Annotated in this window: 12 protein-coding genes and 1 pseudogene; 7 read left to right on the top strand and 6 right to left on the bottom strand. The window is 43.4% G+C overall.

Annotation, left to right across the window (positions count from 1 at the left end):
• Window positions 1-44 precede the first annotated feature (44 nt).
• Entirely contained in the window at window positions 45-299 is a 255-nt protein-coding gene (locus NSTCB13_RS22870) for an FAD-dependent oxidoreductase (RefSeq protein WP_448273905.1), read from the top strand.
• A gap of 7 nt (window positions 300-306) precedes the next feature.
• Entirely contained in the window at window positions 307-1,242 is a 936-nt protein-coding gene (locus NSTCB13_RS22865) for an FAD-dependent monooxygenase (protein ID WP_448273904.1), read from the top strand.
• 14 nt (window positions 1,243-1,256) lie between these two features.
• Here the strand turns inward: NSTCB13_RS22865 and NSTCB13_RS22860 are convergent, their stop codons facing one another.
• The 4 genes and pseudogenes from NSTCB13_RS22860 to tig all read right to left on the bottom strand — a co-directional run bounded on the left by NSTCB13_RS22860 (window position 1,257) and on the right by tig (window position 6,259).
• A complete protein-coding gene (locus tag NSTCB13_RS22860) occupies window positions 1,257-2,177 on the bottom strand; it encodes an alpha/beta fold hydrolase (RefSeq protein WP_448273903.1) in 921 nt (306 codons plus the stop codon).
• A gap of 186 nt (window positions 2,178-2,363) precedes the next feature.
• Window positions 2,364-3,704, bottom strand: coding sequence for an ATP-dependent protease ATP-binding subunit ClpX (clpX, locus tag NSTCB13_RS22855; RefSeq protein WP_292775233.1), 1,341 nt, complete (start codon window positions 3,702-3,704; stop codon window positions 2,364-2,366).
• Between the two features lie 9 nt (window positions 3,705-3,713).
• A pseudogene (gene clpP / locus NSTCB13_RS22850) lies at window positions 3,714-4,413 on the bottom strand (ATP-dependent Clp endopeptidase proteolytic subunit ClpP).
• A gap of 406 nt (window positions 4,414-4,819) precedes the next feature.
• Window positions 4,820-6,259 (bottom strand): trigger factor, encoded by a 1,440-nt coding sequence (gene tig, locus NSTCB13_RS22845; RefSeq protein ID WP_448273902.1) that lies wholly within the window; start codon window positions 6,257-6,259, stop codon window positions 4,820-4,822.
• A 1,073-nt stretch (window positions 6,260-7,332) separates the two neighbouring features.
• Here tig and NSTCB13_RS22840 point away from each other — a divergent pair.
• From NSTCB13_RS22840 to NSTCB13_RS22825, 4 genes are all read left to right on the top strand, one after another.
• Window positions 7,333-8,370 (top strand): aspartate-semialdehyde dehydrogenase, encoded by a 1,038-nt coding sequence (locus NSTCB13_RS22840; RefSeq protein ID WP_448267889.1) that lies wholly within the window; start codon window positions 7,333-7,335, stop codon window positions 8,368-8,370.
• A gap of 145 nt (window positions 8,371-8,515) precedes the next feature.
• Window positions 8,516-9,400: a 4-hydroxy-tetrahydrodipicolinate synthase gene (dapA, locus tag NSTCB13_RS22835; protein ID WP_448273901.1), complete on the top strand. Its 885-nt coding sequence runs from the start codon at window positions 8,516-8,518 to the stop codon at window positions 9,398-9,400.
• A 280-nt stretch (window positions 9,401-9,680) separates the two neighbouring features.
• Window positions 9,681-11,453 carry a ribonuclease J gene (locus NSTCB13_RS22830; protein ID WP_448273900.1) on the top strand — a complete coding sequence of 591 codons (1,773 nt, stop codon included), beginning with the start codon at window positions 9,681-9,683 and terminating at the stop codon, window positions 11,451-11,453.
• 155 nt (window positions 11,454-11,608) lie between these two features.
• Window positions 11,609-12,169, top strand: a complete 561-nt coding sequence (locus NSTCB13_RS22825; protein WP_448273899.1) for a Uma2 family endonuclease — start codon at window positions 11,609-11,611, stop codon at window positions 12,167-12,169.
• Between the two features lie 179 nt (window positions 12,170-12,348).
• Here NSTCB13_RS22825 and NSTCB13_RS22820 read toward each other — a convergent pair whose 3' ends face one another.
• The gene (locus NSTCB13_RS22820; protein ID WP_448273898.1) at window positions 12,349-12,960 is read right to left on the bottom strand and encodes a hypothetical protein; all 612 of its coding nucleotides are present in this window, start codon (window positions 12,958-12,960) and stop codon (window positions 12,349-12,351) included.
• A 521-nt stretch (window positions 12,961-13,481) separates the two neighbouring features.
• Between NSTCB13_RS22820 and NSTCB13_RS22815 the strand changes: the two genes are divergently transcribed.
• Entirely contained in the window at window positions 13,482-13,859 is a 378-nt protein-coding gene (locus NSTCB13_RS22815; protein ID WP_448273897.1) for a Mo-dependent nitrogenase C-terminal domain-containing protein, read from the top strand.
• Between the two features lie 90 nt (window positions 13,860-13,949).
• Here the strand turns inward: NSTCB13_RS22815 and NSTCB13_RS22810 are convergent, their stop codons facing one another.
• Window positions 13,950-15,806: a caspase family protein gene (locus tag NSTCB13_RS22810; protein WP_448273896.1), complete on the bottom strand. Its 1,857-nt coding sequence runs from the start codon at window positions 15,804-15,806 to the stop codon at window positions 13,950-13,952.
• Between the last annotated feature and the right edge of the window lie 34 nt (window positions 15,807-15,840).

The following is a 15,840-nucleotide window of genomic DNA, read 5'->3' as shown; positions in this document are numbered from 1 at the left end:
TTACCAACATCTTTGAGAGCAACCGATACAGGAGGGATAGGATAGTGCAGATTGTGATTGTGGGCGCAGGCCCAACAGGTGTAACCCTTGCCCTGCTTCTTGTAAAACGTGGTATTGCTGTAACGTTAATTGAAGCAGCAAAAGACTTTCATCGTGTATTTCGCGGTGAAGGATTAATGCCCAGTGGCTTAGATGCTCTAGAGCAAATGGGGTCTATTGGCGTTGTTAGAGGATATTCCCCATCGGCGACTCGACGCGTGGGAATTCATTATCGGGGACAAGCAGTTGTTTCGAGTTGATGAACCAATGGGAGCAACCCGACCCTGTACACTGGTTTCACAACCACCACTGCTCAAAGCACTGATTTCGTCAGCTCAAACCAATCATGGGTTTGAATTCATTCAGGGTGTTCCGGTCAAGGATTTACTATGGAGTAATCAACGTGTCGCAGGTGTAGTACTAAGCGATGGGAAAGAACTTACTGCTGACTTAGTGATTGGGGCAGATGGTCGAAATTCTCTTGTGCGACAACGTATAGGATTGGAATTGGTACGTCAGCCTAAAAATATTGATATTCTTTGGTTTAAACTTGCCGCCAGCCCTGAGTTTGCAGCCGATAATGTGTTTCGTACAATTGTAAATGGCGATCGCGTATTTACCATCTTTCACGGAGCAGAATCAGGAAAACTACATCTGGCTTGGGTGATGTCGGCAACCGAAAATACTGACTCCAAACAAGCCAACTGGGCAGAGATTTTTGCCTCACTATCACCCTCATGGCTAGCAGAGCATTTCCGTAATCATGCAGATACCATCGAATCCCCTATTCGGCTTTCTGTTATGGTTGGTTATTGTCGGCAATGGCACGCACCAGGGGTACTGCTTCTAGGTGACGCTGCACACCCAATGTCTCCCGTCCGTGCCCAAGGAATTAATCTAGCATTCCGTGATGTGATTGTCGCTGCTAATCATCTTGTGCCGTTATTGCAAAAAGAAGCTGGACACCAGGATATTGACATGGCACTATCGCACATTCAAGGGGAACGTGAGCCAGAAATTATCCGCGCCCAGCAACTCCAGTTAGCGGAAGCTAAACAAGGCGAACTACTGCGAAAAAATGCCCTGGTGCGATCGCTGCTAATTCAACTTGCTCCCTTGCTCCGTAAAATAATTAAAAAGTCTTGGTTAAAGCGCCAATATAAAATGCGTCAAGGTATCACGCAGGTACACTTAACTGTCTAAAAAACCGCCAGCAGTTATCCGACTTGTGGTTGTGGGGTGTTAATTTGCAAAAACTCTTGTACCTGTTGCATATAACTTGGCGCATCTTCCAACATTGGAAAATGGGCTGTGTTACGAATCATCACAAATTTCACTTTGTCACTCAACGCAGCAGCTTGACGCCCCATCTCGGCTGGAATAATTTTGTCATACTCCCCTGCTACAAGCAGAGTCGGCACTGTTAGCTTGGCAAACTCTTGCGGCATCACTTCAGATTGAGCCTTGCTGACTGAAGTAAAAATTGTTCCTAAAGCCGCATCGTAATCTGCTTCGAGAAAATCTTCTAAAAAAGCTTGCCGCTCAGAATGTGGTATGGAACTATGTAGAAATCTGGCCATAAACATCCGGTCAACAAATGGAATTTTGCTTAACCACTTGGGACGGAATTTCACTACATAGCCACCAAATTTATGAAAAGCACTAAAAGATTTTTCGTCGTACTCGAAAACGCCGCTACAGGTTAAAATTCCTCGTTCTACTCGTTCGGGATAGCGGTTAAAAAATAAAGTGGCAACAGAAGCGCCCATTGAATGAGCATTGATATAAACACGCTGAAGATGTAACCCATCTAGCAAACCTGCCAAATCATCAGCGTATTCCTCTAATTCATAGGTTAGCTCTCTGATTGCCTGTGATTCTTCCTGGGGGGAATCAGATTCGGCAACAGCTTCACTTGCTTGGGTGATGGTTGGCTTCCCACCAGAACGGCCAAATCCCCGCATATCGTAGAGTAAACAATCAAATTGTTCTGATAAAGCATCAGCAGTATTTTGCCAATATCTAGCCGAACCAGCCCAACCATGCATAAAAACCATCACTGGTTTTACCAAAGAACCGGATGGTTTTTTCACCCATTCGTAGTAATGCTCAACGCCACGAACATTAATATAAGGCATTAGTCATTTGTCCTTTGTCAGTTGTCATTAGTCCCTGGTATATGGTTATTATTCCTTATTTTTTGACCAATGACTAATGACCAATACAACTCTTTGAGAGGCTGCGCCAACGACTACGCGGTAGTTGAATCTCGACTTCGCTCGATTACCGCGCAGTCGAAACTCAGTACAAGTGACTAATGACTATTAAGCTGATTCTGGCTTCGGTAGTGAAGACGGATGTATTATCAGTTCAGCAGTCGATCGCTTCTCGACCATTTCCCTTGTAACTGTACAGCGTGTCACATCCTTACGGGATGGTAACTCATACATTACATCCAACATTAATTCTTCGACAATACCACGTAATGCTCTCGCACCAGTTTTACGGCGGTAAGCTTCTTGAGCGATCGCTCGTAAAGCATCTGCTTTAAAATCTAACTGAACATTATCCATCTTCAGCAGCTTTTGGTACTGCTTGACTAAGGCGCTGCGTGGTTGAGTAAGAATCGCCATCAGCGCTTCTTCATCTAGCGGATCTACTACTGCTACCATTGGCATCCGCCCAATAAATTCTGGAATCAGGCCAAATTTTACTAAATCATCCGGTTCTAGATGGCGAAGCGTGTCTGCTGCTCGTTTCTCCTTCGATTGCCCTTCACCGGGTTGTACAAAGCCGATTGCTTTTTTGCCAACTCTCTGATCTACAATTTTTTCTAAACCTACGAAGGCACCACCACAGACGAACAAAATATTACTTGTATCAATCTGGATGCAGTCTTGATAAGGATGCTTCCGCCCTCCTTGGGGTGGTACATTGGCGATCGTTCCCTCTAACATTTTCAGCAAGGCTTGCTGCACGCCTTCGCCAGAAACATCGCGGGTAATTGATGTGTTCTCGCTCTTACGAGCAATTTTGTCAATTTCGTCAATGTAAATAATTCCCCGTTGCGCTTCCTCTATATCCAAATCTGCCACCTGTAACAGTCGCAGCAAGATATTTTCTACATCTTCTCCCACATACCCTGCTTCCGTCAGCGTCGTCGCATCGGCTACGGCAAAGGGTACATCCAGGATTTTCGCTAGAGTTTGCGCTAAGAGAGTTTTGCCGCAACCTGTCGGGCCAATTAACAAGATGTTGGATTTTTGCAATTCTATGGCATCATCCGCCCCAGGTTTGCCACTGGCTTTAGACTGAATGACTGCCAGCCGCTTGTAGTGATTGTAAACAGCTACTGACAACACTTTCTTGGCTTCGTCTTGACCAATGACGTGTTCGTCTAGATACTTTTTAATCTCTCTTGGCTTGGGTATTTGATTAAACGAAATACTAGCAGAGTGGGTACGCCGTTTTTCAGGTGGCTCTGCTCTTGGTGCTGGTTGTGCTGCCGCACCATTAGTATCGAGTAACTCCTCGTCTAGTATTTCATTACACAAGTCAACGCATTCATCGCAGATGTAGACTCCCGGCCCTGCGATTAATTTACGCACCTGCTCTTGAGACTTGCCACAAAATGAACATTTCAAATGGGAGTCGTACTTAGACATACCAGCCTCTTATTTCAGAATGGTGACGTTTTCCCCTGCTACGGGAAGATTTTGCCTGGAAATGACTTGATCGATCAAACCGTAGTTTTTTGCCTCTTCTGCCGACATAAAAAAGTCGCGCTCAGTATCTGCTTCTATTCTTTCTAAGGGTTGACCAGTATGGTGAGCCATTAACTGATTCAACTTAGCCTTAACGTAAAGAATTTCTCTGGCTTGAATTTCAATGTCAATGGCTTGACCCTTGAGCGCCACCAAGTGGTTGGTGAATCATAATCCGGGAGTCGGGCAGAGACATTCGCTTACCGGCAGCCCCTGCTGTCAACAAAAATGCCCCCATGCTCGCGGCTAATCCAAAACAGATGGTAACAACATCAGGGCGAATTTGCTGTATTGTATCATAGATTGCCATCCCTGCGTAGACGGAGCCGCCAGGAGAATTAACATACAATTGGATGTCTTTTTCTGAGTCTTCGGAATCTAGGAATAACAACTGAGCCACAATTGAGTTGGCTACGGCATCGTCTATTGGCGTTCCTAAAAAGATAATCCGCTCTCGCAGCAGGCGGGAGTAGATGTCGAAGGCCCTTTCTCCCATACCTGATTGTTCTACCACCATCGGCACGATGTTGCTAGGGCTGCTCAACTGGGAGTTAATGTTTATTCGACTTAAGTTGCTGATTGGGGAATTTCCCGACTGCGATTCAAGCATACAAGCTTTCTTTGACGATTATTTAGGACAAATGCTTCAGCAGCGGATGCTGAGTGTTCAACGAATGGAATTTTTATAAGCTACGTGTTAACCATTATGCCTCATATAATTTCCTCTCGTGTAACACAGTATCAAGCTCAAGTGATAACAGGTGTCACTATTTGCCGAAAATTCATTAATTCTTTAATTATTTTGACTTCATTTCTGAGTCATTGGGCATTGGGCATTAGGAGTGCTGTTAGCGTCAGCGGGGCGTTGAGCCAGTACTGAGTGCTGAGTTAAGAGTTAAGAGTTTTGTTTACCCCTTGTCCCTTTATCTCCCTCTAATTTCTCATCTCCCTTAGCTTACCCATTTCACCAGAACTTTAACTCAGAACTGGTGAACTCATGGTTGTGGGATTTTTTATTATCCTTCTGTAACTTCTGTAGAAGCTTCGCTGTTTGCTTCCTCTATCTGAGGTGCATCAGCATCAGCGTCTAATTCTGCGTCTTCCGTTTCCTTTGCAGGACTCAATGAACCTTCCGGTACAAGTTCAACTGATGAGTGTTCTAAGAGCCAATCGATGATTTTTTCGGTTAATAGTTCGTTTTCCACGATTGACCGCAGTTTATCTTCATCAACGTCTTGTTCCTCTCGGTACTGTTCCAAAAGTTCTGTGACTCTGGCTGCGATTTCTTCTGGTGTTACCTCGATAGATTCGCGTTTGCCGATTTCTCGTAAGGATAAGGAGCGTTTGATACGTTCAATTGCTTCAGTACGCGATCGCTCCCGCAATTGCGGAATAATATCTTGAGTAAACAGCTTTCTTACATCCAATCCCTGCTGAGACAGCCGGATTGCTGTTTGCGTTAGCATTGCATCCACTTCTTGCTCAATCAAGGTTGCTGGTAAGTCAACTTCTACGTGCTTGAGCAGTTCTGTTAACAAGGCTTCCTGCTTATTGGTTTTTGTTTTGTCGTCCGCCTCTTTTTGATATTGCTCTACCAAAGAAGCGCGTAACTCCTCTAAGGTTTCAAAATCACTGACTTCTTGAGCGAAATCGTCATTTACTTCTGGTAGCTCCTTTTCCTTTAATTCTTTGAGCGTCACGGTAAAAGTTGCCGCTTTTCCAGCTAAATCTTCATTAGCATACGGGTCTGGGAACTGCGCCGCAATTTCTTTCGTTTCTTCCGGATTCATCCCCACTATTCCCGAAATAAAGCCTGGAATAAACTTATCTTCCTGCAACTCAACTTGAAAATCAGTTGCTTCGGCTCCGGGAATCGGTTCTAGTTCAGCTGTTTCGTCTTCGCCCTCAACTCTGGCGAATGAACCTTTAAAATCGACTACAGCAATATCGCCGATTTGGGCTGCACGCCCTTCCACAGGAATCAATGTTGCCAATTCTTGACGTTGCCTATCCAGCGTATTCTCTACTCGTTCTGGATCGAACTTGACTTCTTCGGCTTGGAAAAGCAAATCAGTGTACTGAACTAAATTCACTTCTGGTTCTACATCCACAGCAGCCGAAATGGTTAGGGGTTTTCCAGGTTCATAGTTATTAATCAAATCCTCAAAGGAGGAGCGTAACTGCGGCTGACCGATTGCTGGGATGGCTTCTTGTTTGACTGCTTGCTCAATGCCATCTTGAATTAGTTCTTCTAGGGCCGCTGCCTTGATTCGAGTTGTACCCAGCCGTTGTAGTAATATCGGCCGAGGCACCTTGCCTTTACGAAACCCAGGAATATTGGCAGTACTCGCTAAGTTCTTAATGACCTGTTCGTAAGTTTGCTTGGTAATTTCCGGCGTAATCTCTATTTCCAGGCCAATTTGGCTGGCGGGAAGTTTTTCCTGGGTAACTTTCATGCTTCGTCTCTAGTTTTCTGGTATTTTATACTCCGAGTACATACAAGACGCAATAAAATAATTGTTTGCGTTTATGGCTTGATGTCTCTTAGGGGTAATGGGAGTTTGCCCAAAGGTCTTGTGACATCCAAGGAAGGATGTTTGTCCTGGGGCAAAGATCCAGTTTACTGCCAATGACCAAGGACTTGACATTTTACCTTCATAACAATTTGGTTAATAGGGCATTGGGATTAGGGGGAAGTTCACGAAGAGGGGTAAAGGGGAAGGGGGAAGGGGGAAAGGGAAGAAATTATTGGAAGAGGATTGTGACCCCTCCCAATAATTAACCCCCTTTTAGGGGCGCTTCAAACCCTTATAAGGTGAAAGAAAAGAAAAAAGTTTATGCGTGTTGCGAATAACTTGTTAACCTTTCCCCTTTCCCCCTCCCAGATAGGTGACAGGTGGTAGGTGCTAGAGAATAAATCTGTACCCTGTAACCTGTAGCCTATTCCCTTCTTCACTTCCCTCTCACTCTAAAACTTGGGAATTAATTATTCAGTGGGCTAACGCCGTGATATCCTGGTCTCAAAGAGTGGTTAGTACTCCAATTTAAAGTTATAGTATTGAGTCTAGCTATTATCTAGCTATTATTAAGTTATGTGTTGGTACAACAGTGCATCTGTTACTTAACCGCATAGCTCAGTTTTGAGTTGTGCTGGCTTTTTGCTTTTAGATTCTAATATATTCATCATCTTGGTAAGCAAGTTTGTAGCCAATACATTTGTTTCTTTACAAGAAGGATGCTTGTTAAACCCCTAAATGCAGATATCTCCCTTTTTCTGAGAAATAGCGGTTTATTGTATAATATATAGTTATAGTTAAAATCAATGAAAAAATCGCCGTTATTTTAAAATGCAACATCACTTAACTTATTAAAAAAATGTATTATTAAATATATTAAAGAGATATTAAATTAAATAAAAATCTCAAGCTATTAAAAATCTATTTCCAGACTGCGATCGCTATTTAAATATAACTAAATTGTCAATTGTTCCAAGAAATTGCAGATAAGTCTCTTAAAGGAGGAAACAAGTTTGTCGAAATCCTATCGTTTAGCTATTTTAGGAGCTACTGGTGCAGTAGGCACAGAGTTGCTGGAATTATTAGAAAGTCGTAATTTTCCGGTTGCTGACTTGAAGTTATTGGCATCAGAGCGGAGCGTAGGGCGATCGCTGCGGTTTAAAGGTGAGAATATACCAATAGAAGCAGTGAGCGATCGCGCTTTTGAAAATGTCGATATAGTACTAGCTAGTGCAGGCGGTTCCACATCCAAAACTTGGGCAGCAGTTGCCGTGGAAAAGGGTGCAGTGGTAATTGACAACTCCAGTGCCTTTCGGATGAACCCGGAAGTTCCGTTAGTAGTTCCGGAGGTGAATCCCCAAGCCGCGGCGCATCACCAAGGCATTATCGCTAACCCCAACTGCACAACGATTTTAATGGCTGTGGCAGTTTGGCCGTTGCATAAAGTTAAACCAGTGCAACGCATTGTCGCTGCAACCTACCAATCTGCTAGTGGTGCTGGAGCCAGGGCAATGGCAGAAGTCAAAACCCAAACAAGCGCTATACTACAAGGACAGCCACCAGTTGCCGAAATATTGCCTTACCCATTGGCATTTAATTTATTCCCGCATAACTCCCCATTAAACGATTTGGGTTACTGTGAGGAAGAAATGAAAATGGTCAACGAAACCCGAAAAATATTTGGCACGCAACAAATCAGAATCACTGCGACTTGTATACGGGTTCCCGTACTTCGCGCCCACTCAGAAGCGATTAATTTAGAATTTGAGACTCCCTTTAGTGTGAAGGAAGCCAGAGAAATTTTAAATTCCTCCCCCGGAGTAAAATTGATAGAAGATTGGGGAACGAATCATTTTCCAATGCCCATTGAAGCAACAGGTCGAGATGAAGTTCTAGTGGGAAGAATTCGTCAGGATATTTCCCATCCTTGTGGCTTGGAATTATGGTTGTGTGGCGACCAAATCCGCAAAGGCGCGGCATTAAATGCAGTACAAATCGCTGAATTGTTGGTAGAGAAAAATCTATTAAAACCATTAGCTATTAGTCATTAGTCATTAGTCATTAGTCATTGGGATGACTAATGACTAATGACTAATGACAAAGTAAAAATGACACTTGAAAGCAATTTGCAGATAGGTTATTACAATAGAGAACCACCAAGATATAAAAACATGGGTAATCAGGAGTGAAAAAAGGGTGGGAGATTTTGGCAATGTTTTAACCGCTATGATTACGCCATTTAAAGCAGATGGTAGTGTCAACTATGATGTAGCGGCAGAACTGGCGGCGCATCTAGCTAACAACGGTACAGATACATTAGTGATGTGCGGCACAACCGGAGAATCCCCAACACTAAGTTGGGATGAGGAATACCAGTTGTTTGTCGAGGTATTGCAGTCCGTGTCCGGAAAAGCCAAGGTAATCGCGGGTTGTGGATCGAATTCCACCAAAGAAGCGATCGCAGCTACCCAAAAAGCGTCTAAAATAGGAGTACATGGTTCCTTACAAGTTGTTCCTTATTACAACAAACCGCCGCAAGCGGGATTGGAAGCGCACTTTCAGGCAATAGCACAAGCCTGTCCCGACTTACCGTTGTTGTTATATAATGTCCCCGGTCGTACCGGACAAAACCTTCAGCCAGAAACAGTTGCCCGGTTAGCTGAAGTTAGCAATATTGTCGGGATTAAAGAATCCACTGGTAATATAGATCAGGCAAGCGAAATTCGTCGCTTGACACCAAAAGAATTTCACATCTATTCTGGTGATGATTACATGACTTTGCCCTTGTTAGCGATCGGGGCAAAGGGTGTGGTAAGTGTGGCTTCTCATCTGGTAGGAAACCAACTACAGCAGATGATTCAAGCTTTTAGTGCGGGAAAAATTGAGGTAGCAAGCGACATTCATCTCAAACTGTTCCCGTTGTTTAAAGCTTTATTTCTTACTTCAAATCCCATTCCAGTGAAAAAAGCACTGCAACTTCAAGGTTGGGAGGTGGGTTCAACTCGTCCGCCGCTATGTGAAGCTGATTTAGAAGTAAGTCAAAAGTTAGAAGCGGTTCTGAAAGAACTTAGTTTAATTTAACCACCAACTTATTTAAATGCTGGTAGTCTCCTCCTTGCCAAAGATACATATAAACAACGATGTAATTGTTCATAAATTGCAATTTAAAAATCTGTGCTAGGACTGATAGATATACTATGAATCCTTGAGTTTTACAGTTGATTTTATTGAATAAAAAATTGAAATCTTCAATTAAAACTTGATTGCTTTGGACTGACTTAAGAGACAGATGATGTTGTCTTAAATACAAGGAAAGTTAACTATCAACTTAATTAACCACAAGTAACAATCTAAGGAGAAAATGGCTAAAAACGAAGCTAATAATTCCGCCTTGAAAATTATTCCTTTGGGCGGTTTGCATGAAATTGGTAAAAATACCTGTCTTTTTGAGTATGACGATGAAATTATCCTGTTAGATGCAGGATTAGCTTTTCCCACAGAAATGATGCATGGAGTCAATATTGTTTTACCAGATATGACCTATCTGCGGGAAAATCGGCACAAAATTAAAGGGATGATCGTTACTCACGGTCATGAAGACCATATCGGCGGGATTGCCTTTCATCTCAAGCAATTTGATATCCCGGTGATTTATGGCCCCAGACTAGCAATGGCAATGCTAGAGGGTAAATTAGAAGAAGCAGGAGTCCGCGATCGCACAGAAATCAGAACAGTTCTACCACGTGATGTAGTGCGGATTGGCAAAAACTTTTTAGTTGAATATATCCGTAATACCCACTCCATTGCTGATAGTTTCACTGTTGCTATTCATACTCCCCTGGGTGTTGTCATTCACACAGGGGATTTTAAAATTGACCATACCCCAGTGGATGGTGAAAAGTTTGACTTGCAACGCCTAGCAGAACATGGGGAAAAAGGCGTTCTTTGTTTACTGAGTGATTCCACTAACGCGGAGGTGCCAGGATTTACACCTTCAGAACGGTCAGTTTATCCCAATCTGGAGAGAGTATTTAGTCAAGCACCTGGGCGATTATTTGTCACTACCTTTGCTTCTAGTGTCCATCGCATCAACATGATTTTGGATATTGCCAAGAAGCAGAATCGTGTAGTGACAGTTGTCGGGCGTTCCATGTTGAACTTGATTGCTCATGCCCGCAATTTAGGTTACATCAAGTGTGAAGATAATCTGCTGCAACCATTGCACGCCGTCCGCAATCTACCCGATGAAAGAGTACTGATCTTAACTACAGGTTCTCAAGGAGAATTGATGGCAGCAATGACCCGCATTGCTAACAAAGAACATCCTCACATTAAAATCCGCCAAGGAGATACGGTAGTATTCTCTGCTAACCCAATTCCTGGAAATACGATCGCTGTAGTCAACACCATTGATAAATTGATGATTCAAGGTGCAAAAGTGGTCTATGGACGGGATAAAGGAATTCACGTCTCCGGTCACGGCTGTCAAGAAGAACAAAAACTGATGATTGCCTTAACTCGACCGAAGTTCTTTGTGCCATTTCACGGCGAACATCGGATGCTAGTGAAGCACGCAGAAACGGCTCAGAGTATGGGCATTCCCGCAGAAAATATGATCGTTATTCAGAATGGTGATATTGTCGAACTGACTGAAGATGCAATTCGCGTCGCGGGGAAAGTGCCGTCTGGTATCGAATTGGTGGATACTACTAGTTCGGGTATGGTAAGTGCCAAAGTGCTGCAAGAACGGCAACGTATGGCTTCAGAAGGGATTATCACGATCGCAGCTGCCATTGATTGGAATGGTAAACTGCTAGCAAAACCAGAAATCCACCTCCGGGGTGTAGTAACAAGTGTAGAGCGATCGCTGCTACAAACCTGGGTAAAACAACGCATTGAAGAAATCCTCACCGTGCGCTGGACAGAATTTGCTCCTGAGCAAGGTGAAGCAGCAGATATAGACTGGGGTGGATTGCAAGGAACTTTAGAACGAGAATTGCAACGTTCTATCCGTCGGGAATTGCAATGTCAACCATCTGTGACTTTGTTGATGCAAATTCCTGATGAACCACCTGTAAAAGTTGCTGATGGGAGAAGACGGCGGACTCGGACTGCTGCTCAGGTAGCATCATAGAGAATTTTAGGTAAAAATCTCAGGCAGAAGCGCAAAGACGCAGAGTTTTTCTGAACGTCTTTGCGCTTTGGCGTGAAATACAGTTTTTGAGTATAAGTATAGAAGTCGCAGCAGCTTGTATTTGCTTATAGTTATAGTTATTGGAGGCGATCGCTATGACTAAAACACCAATAAAAATTAGTACTCTTGAGGAATACATCAATTTTGATGATGGTACCGACAAGCGCTATGAAATTGAGGATGAGGTGCTGGTAGAAATGCCTCCTGGTACTGGCAAACATGAGGCGATTATCACCCTACTGTTAGTTCGCTTTTTTTTAGAAATTCAAAAAATGGGACTGCCTTTACAACCGCGCCCTAACGGTACAGAAATACTGACCAATAAACAACTTAGAAGACCTGATGTTTGTGTAATTACCAATGAACAGGCAAAAAGTATTGAGACTACCTCGGCTATCCTCAAAACTGCTCCACCCCTTTTAGTTGAAGTGGTAAGCCTTGAATCTATTGACAGAGACTATAACCAAAAAACCTTTGAGTATGCGGCGATGGGTGTGATCGAGTATTGGATTGTCGATCCTCTGGAAAATAAAATAACTGTGTGTTTGTTAAATCAGAGTAGTTACAAGCAAACTACGTTTATCGAAGACCAACGGATTATTTCTCAAACGTTCCCAGAATTAACCTTGACAGCCCAGCAAGTATTTTCAGCTTAAGTGAAATCAAAAAAATACTGATTGCCTTCGTCGTTCGCGTAGCGTCTCGTAGAAAAGATGTTGCCGTTGGCGTTCGCGTTAGCGTCTCTGGAAGAGAAGCCTCTCGAAGAGAAGGCATCACCTCAATTTTGCAATGTTCAACACGGCATAGGGATCTAACTTGTTAGGTTGCTGTCGCCTCAAGCAACTGCAACCAATATCTCCTCATTTTTTTCGGCTGCTGAAAGATACAAATCTCTCCACCCCTCGAAGTCTTCAAAACACCATTCATTTCTTGCAAACAGTGTTTCAGGATCGATCTGTCGAAAAATGCAGGCTCCTTCACTGACTAGCTCACGAGATATAAGTGCCAATGACTCCTCTGTTGATAACATTGGAGCAAGAATTCGATCTCCAAACATCAGCTTTTCAACAATCTCATCAGCATTCGCAAACTTTCTTCTCGATAGCTCCTGCGACAAACGTTTCTCGATCTCAACAGATGTTTTTTCTAGTGATGCTCTTCTATCTTCAATCCCTGGATAGGCTTGGCGAGTAAGCCTTAACTCAGATTGCAATTGAGCGATTACCCGATCTGCTTCTAGCTTAAATCCAAAAGTCTCTTGGTGTGCTTCGATAACATCTTCAAGGATTTCATTAATCTCTTCAGCCTCAATCTCAAAAAAGCGGAAAATGCCGCAACCATAAGGGAAAAGAGAAACTACAAGGACGCTGAGTGCCTTTTGAGCCTGAAGGCGCGCGTACAGCGTACTGTCAGGAGGAATTGCGCTGTAGAGTACGGAAACACCCATAAGCAAGCTCATCTGAATTTTAACGCTTCAGACTGTATCATTTTCAAATTGCCACTGCTAACCTAAGTTTTGTGAAATGCGATCGATTCTACTTAATCAAAAATCACTACTTCTACGGTATTCAGCCAGCGATGAAAAGGATGCACTTACGTGAGAAAGTGGGAACACGGAGAGGAAAAATGCCTTCTAGAGTATTACTGATGTTTATACTTAGCAAAAATTCTTTTAGAAAGACCTTATATTAAGTTCTGTAAATGTTACACTAAAACCTATCCAATGATGGATGTCTTTATTAAAATTTAAACTGTGTCAAGTTATGAACAAGATCGTAATATTACACTACCGATCCTCAGAAATTTGCGATTAACTTGACGTAGTAATAAATTAGGTTCTGACTTAAGTGGCTAATCAGGTATTACATTATATCGCAGTCAGAACGCGATTTTTCCGGGAAAGTTCGTTGCCACGTTGTATATATTCATCAAAAAGATGAATAGCCTCAATAACACAGAGGGTTAACCATGAAGGTATTCGACAATACCACAAAAAAGATTTTTCTGGCTAGCTGGGTATCAATCAATCAAGCAGAGACTACTGACCATAAAGTAACCCAGTTAAACCATTCTCCTTCCAAGCCTTACTGGGATATTCTCCAACCCTTACGGCAGCGAGTAGAAAACATTCAAGTCCGCGATCGCCAACTAGCTCACCGTTTGTGCAAACTGATTCCATCTCAATGCCCCTTTGAGCGCGATGTCAAATTATTAGGCAAGACCTTGTTTCACATCCCGCCGATGTGCAAGCTCAACCCCTTATATGAGGAAGTGGTTGGTTTACGTTTCCGAGCGATGTGCTATCTAGCCGATGAATGCGGCGAAGATATATCTCAGTACTGTTGAGGGAAAAGTTAGGAGTGAGGAATAACGACTCAGGGATCAATAATATAACTTCTAATTCCTAACTCCTAACCATTTTTTATTATTTTTTTACTATTTCTTTTGCCATTTTTGGATGGCATCTTGAGCATCTTCGTAAGCGCCTGTCTCCTCTGGCACTAAAGCTGCGGTGGCAATTGCGGCGTTACGTTCTCCTTCGGTGGCGCGACGCTTGGCCAGGTCTAAAATTTTCTCACTCCATTTATCGATCGATTTTTGGGCAGCATCGAAGCCTGGTTGTCCGGGTGGTACTTTCTTGGCAACTTCGATCGCCCGATTGTAGGTAGATGCCTGTTCGGGCTTAATTAAGGCATTAGCTGCATCTAAAAGAGTTTTGTTACTCACATACTGCTTACCCTCTAAGCGCCACAGGTTAATTGCTGCTTGTGCCTTCGCGTAGGGGGCTTCATCTTTGGTAATTAATCGAGCCGCAGCAATAGCGCTGGCATACTGTCTTTGTTTAGCACGACCCTCTGCTAAATCTAAAATCATCTGGCTCCAAATCTTAATATTCTCTTGAGCTTGTTCGTACAGTGGTTCGCCGGGTTGAATTTTTCGGGCCGTAGCGATCGCCATGCTCAAATCGCTCGCCTGAGTTTGTCTGAGCGACATTTTCGCCAGGTCTAATACTGCTTGATTTCGCTTTTTTGACTGGGAACTAGAGGTTATTTGAGCGCTAGATTGGTTATTAGGTCTAATTAGTGGAGTGCGCTCGCTTGGTAAATTTTCGACAACCTGGCGATCGCTAACAGTAGCATTGGGTAATGCACTTGATATTTGCTTAATTCTAAAAGTTTCTTGATTACGCAGAAAAACTACGGCGATTAAACCTGCTACCAGCAAGCTGCCTCCGCCCCACAAGATAAACTGTTTCCAAAAAGGGATGCTTGGCTGATTCGCTGGCAATCGAGAGACGTAACCTTTAGAGGAATTGGGGATAAATCTTCCTTTGGTATTCACTCCCAAGGAAGTTTCCGGCATTGGCTGGGCAACTAATCTGCTACCTGACTCTTGGACTTTTTGACCTTTCGCCTGTTGGGAAGAGTTCACACTAGCTTCTCCCCGTCTGCCCTGAGTTGCTGAAGTTTTAGAGGAATCGTCAAGGGGAGGGGCTGCAAGGGCAACAGCAAAAGATTCTTCCGGATAAATTCTCGGTTCCGGCTGAAAATCACTTTCCATTGCCAATTTTGGCAAGATTACTTGCTGCCTTGATGGAATAATAGTGGCAGGATTTTGGATAGGACGCCAGTGGTGGTGACATAACTTTGGCACGATCAGGCTGAGGTAGCTTTCTAAATCTGCCAAGTTGCTGCCATTACCAGAACGTAAAGCTTCTAATAAAGCTGCTGTAAAAAATCCGTGACCTAGTTCGCTACTCTCATGGGAAAATTGCTCTGGTTGGCAAGAAAGAATTGTCGCCAGTTGTAGTTCTTGGGCTAGTTCTATTGTTTCTTCACCAACGGGAGCATCCGCTTGAGTGCCAAAGGCGCGGTTGATATCCAGTAGAAGCAATACATTCAAGTTAGCAAGTTGCAGACTTTGCATTAGCGATCGCAATTCTATGCCAGTCTCTTGCACGAGTTCCGGGTTGCCCTCTGCTGGCATTAAGTAATCTTTCCCCTTGTAGTTGACTCCATAACCGCTAAAAAATAACCACAAATAATCTTCCGGCTGCCAACTTGTTGCTGCCAAATCCTCAAGCAGCAGCAAAATATTTTCCTTCGTCGGGTAAGTCGGTCTATCCCCAATCGGCGGCGAAGTATCTGTCATCACCAGACAGTGCTTGGGGAGAAAACCTGCCTCTGTCACCAAAATATCTTCTAGTGCCTCAGCATCAGCTTGGGCACAACTTAAAGGTTGAAATAACTGATATTGATTGATACCAATCGCGATCGCCCAGTAATTTGCCATCCCGCTCTTTGTCAGTTATTGTTGTTTGCTGGTC

This window comes from Nostoc sp. DSM 114160, from assembly GCF_053470305.1.
The sequence above is the reverse complement of the archived record's forward strand: the minus strand, read 5'-3'. Positions and strand labels throughout refer to the sequence as shown.

Excerpts from the sequence above, each read along its gene's own strand:
- NSTCB13_RS22860 (WP_448273903.1), bottom strand. The coding sequence starts at position 2,177 with ATGCCTTATATTAATGTTCGTGGCGTTGAGCATTACTACGAATGGGTG.
- NSTCB13_RS22810 (WP_448273896.1), bottom strand. The coding sequence starts at position 15,806 with ATGGCAAATTACTGGGCGATCGCGATTGGTATCAATCAATATCAGTTA.
- NSTCB13_RS22830 (WP_448273900.1), top strand. The coding sequence starts at position 9,681 with ATGGCTAAAAACGAAGCTAATAATTCCGCCTTGAAAATTATTCCTTTG.
- NSTCB13_RS22865 (WP_448273904.1), top strand. The coding sequence starts at position 307 with ATGGGAGCAACCCGACCCTGTACACTGGTTTCACAACCACCACTGCTC.
- tig (WP_448273902.1), bottom strand. The coding sequence starts at position 6,259 with ATGAAAGTTACCCAGGAAAAACTTCCCGCCAGCCAAATTGGCCTGGAA.
- NSTCB13_RS22825 (WP_448273899.1), top strand. The coding sequence starts at position 11,609 with ATGACTAAAACACCAATAAAAATTAGTACTCTTGAGGAATACATCAAT.
- clpX (WP_292775233.1), bottom strand. The coding sequence starts at position 3,704 with ATGTCTAAGTACGACTCCCATTTGAAATGTTCATTTTGTGGCAAGTCT.
- NSTCB13_RS22815 (WP_448273897.1), top strand. The coding sequence starts at position 13,482 with ATGAAGGTATTCGACAATACCACAAAAAAGATTTTTCTGGCTAGCTGG.
- NSTCB13_RS22820 (WP_448273898.1), bottom strand. The coding sequence starts at position 12,960 with ATGGGTGTTTCCGTACTCTACAGCGCAATTCCTCCTGACAGTACGCTG.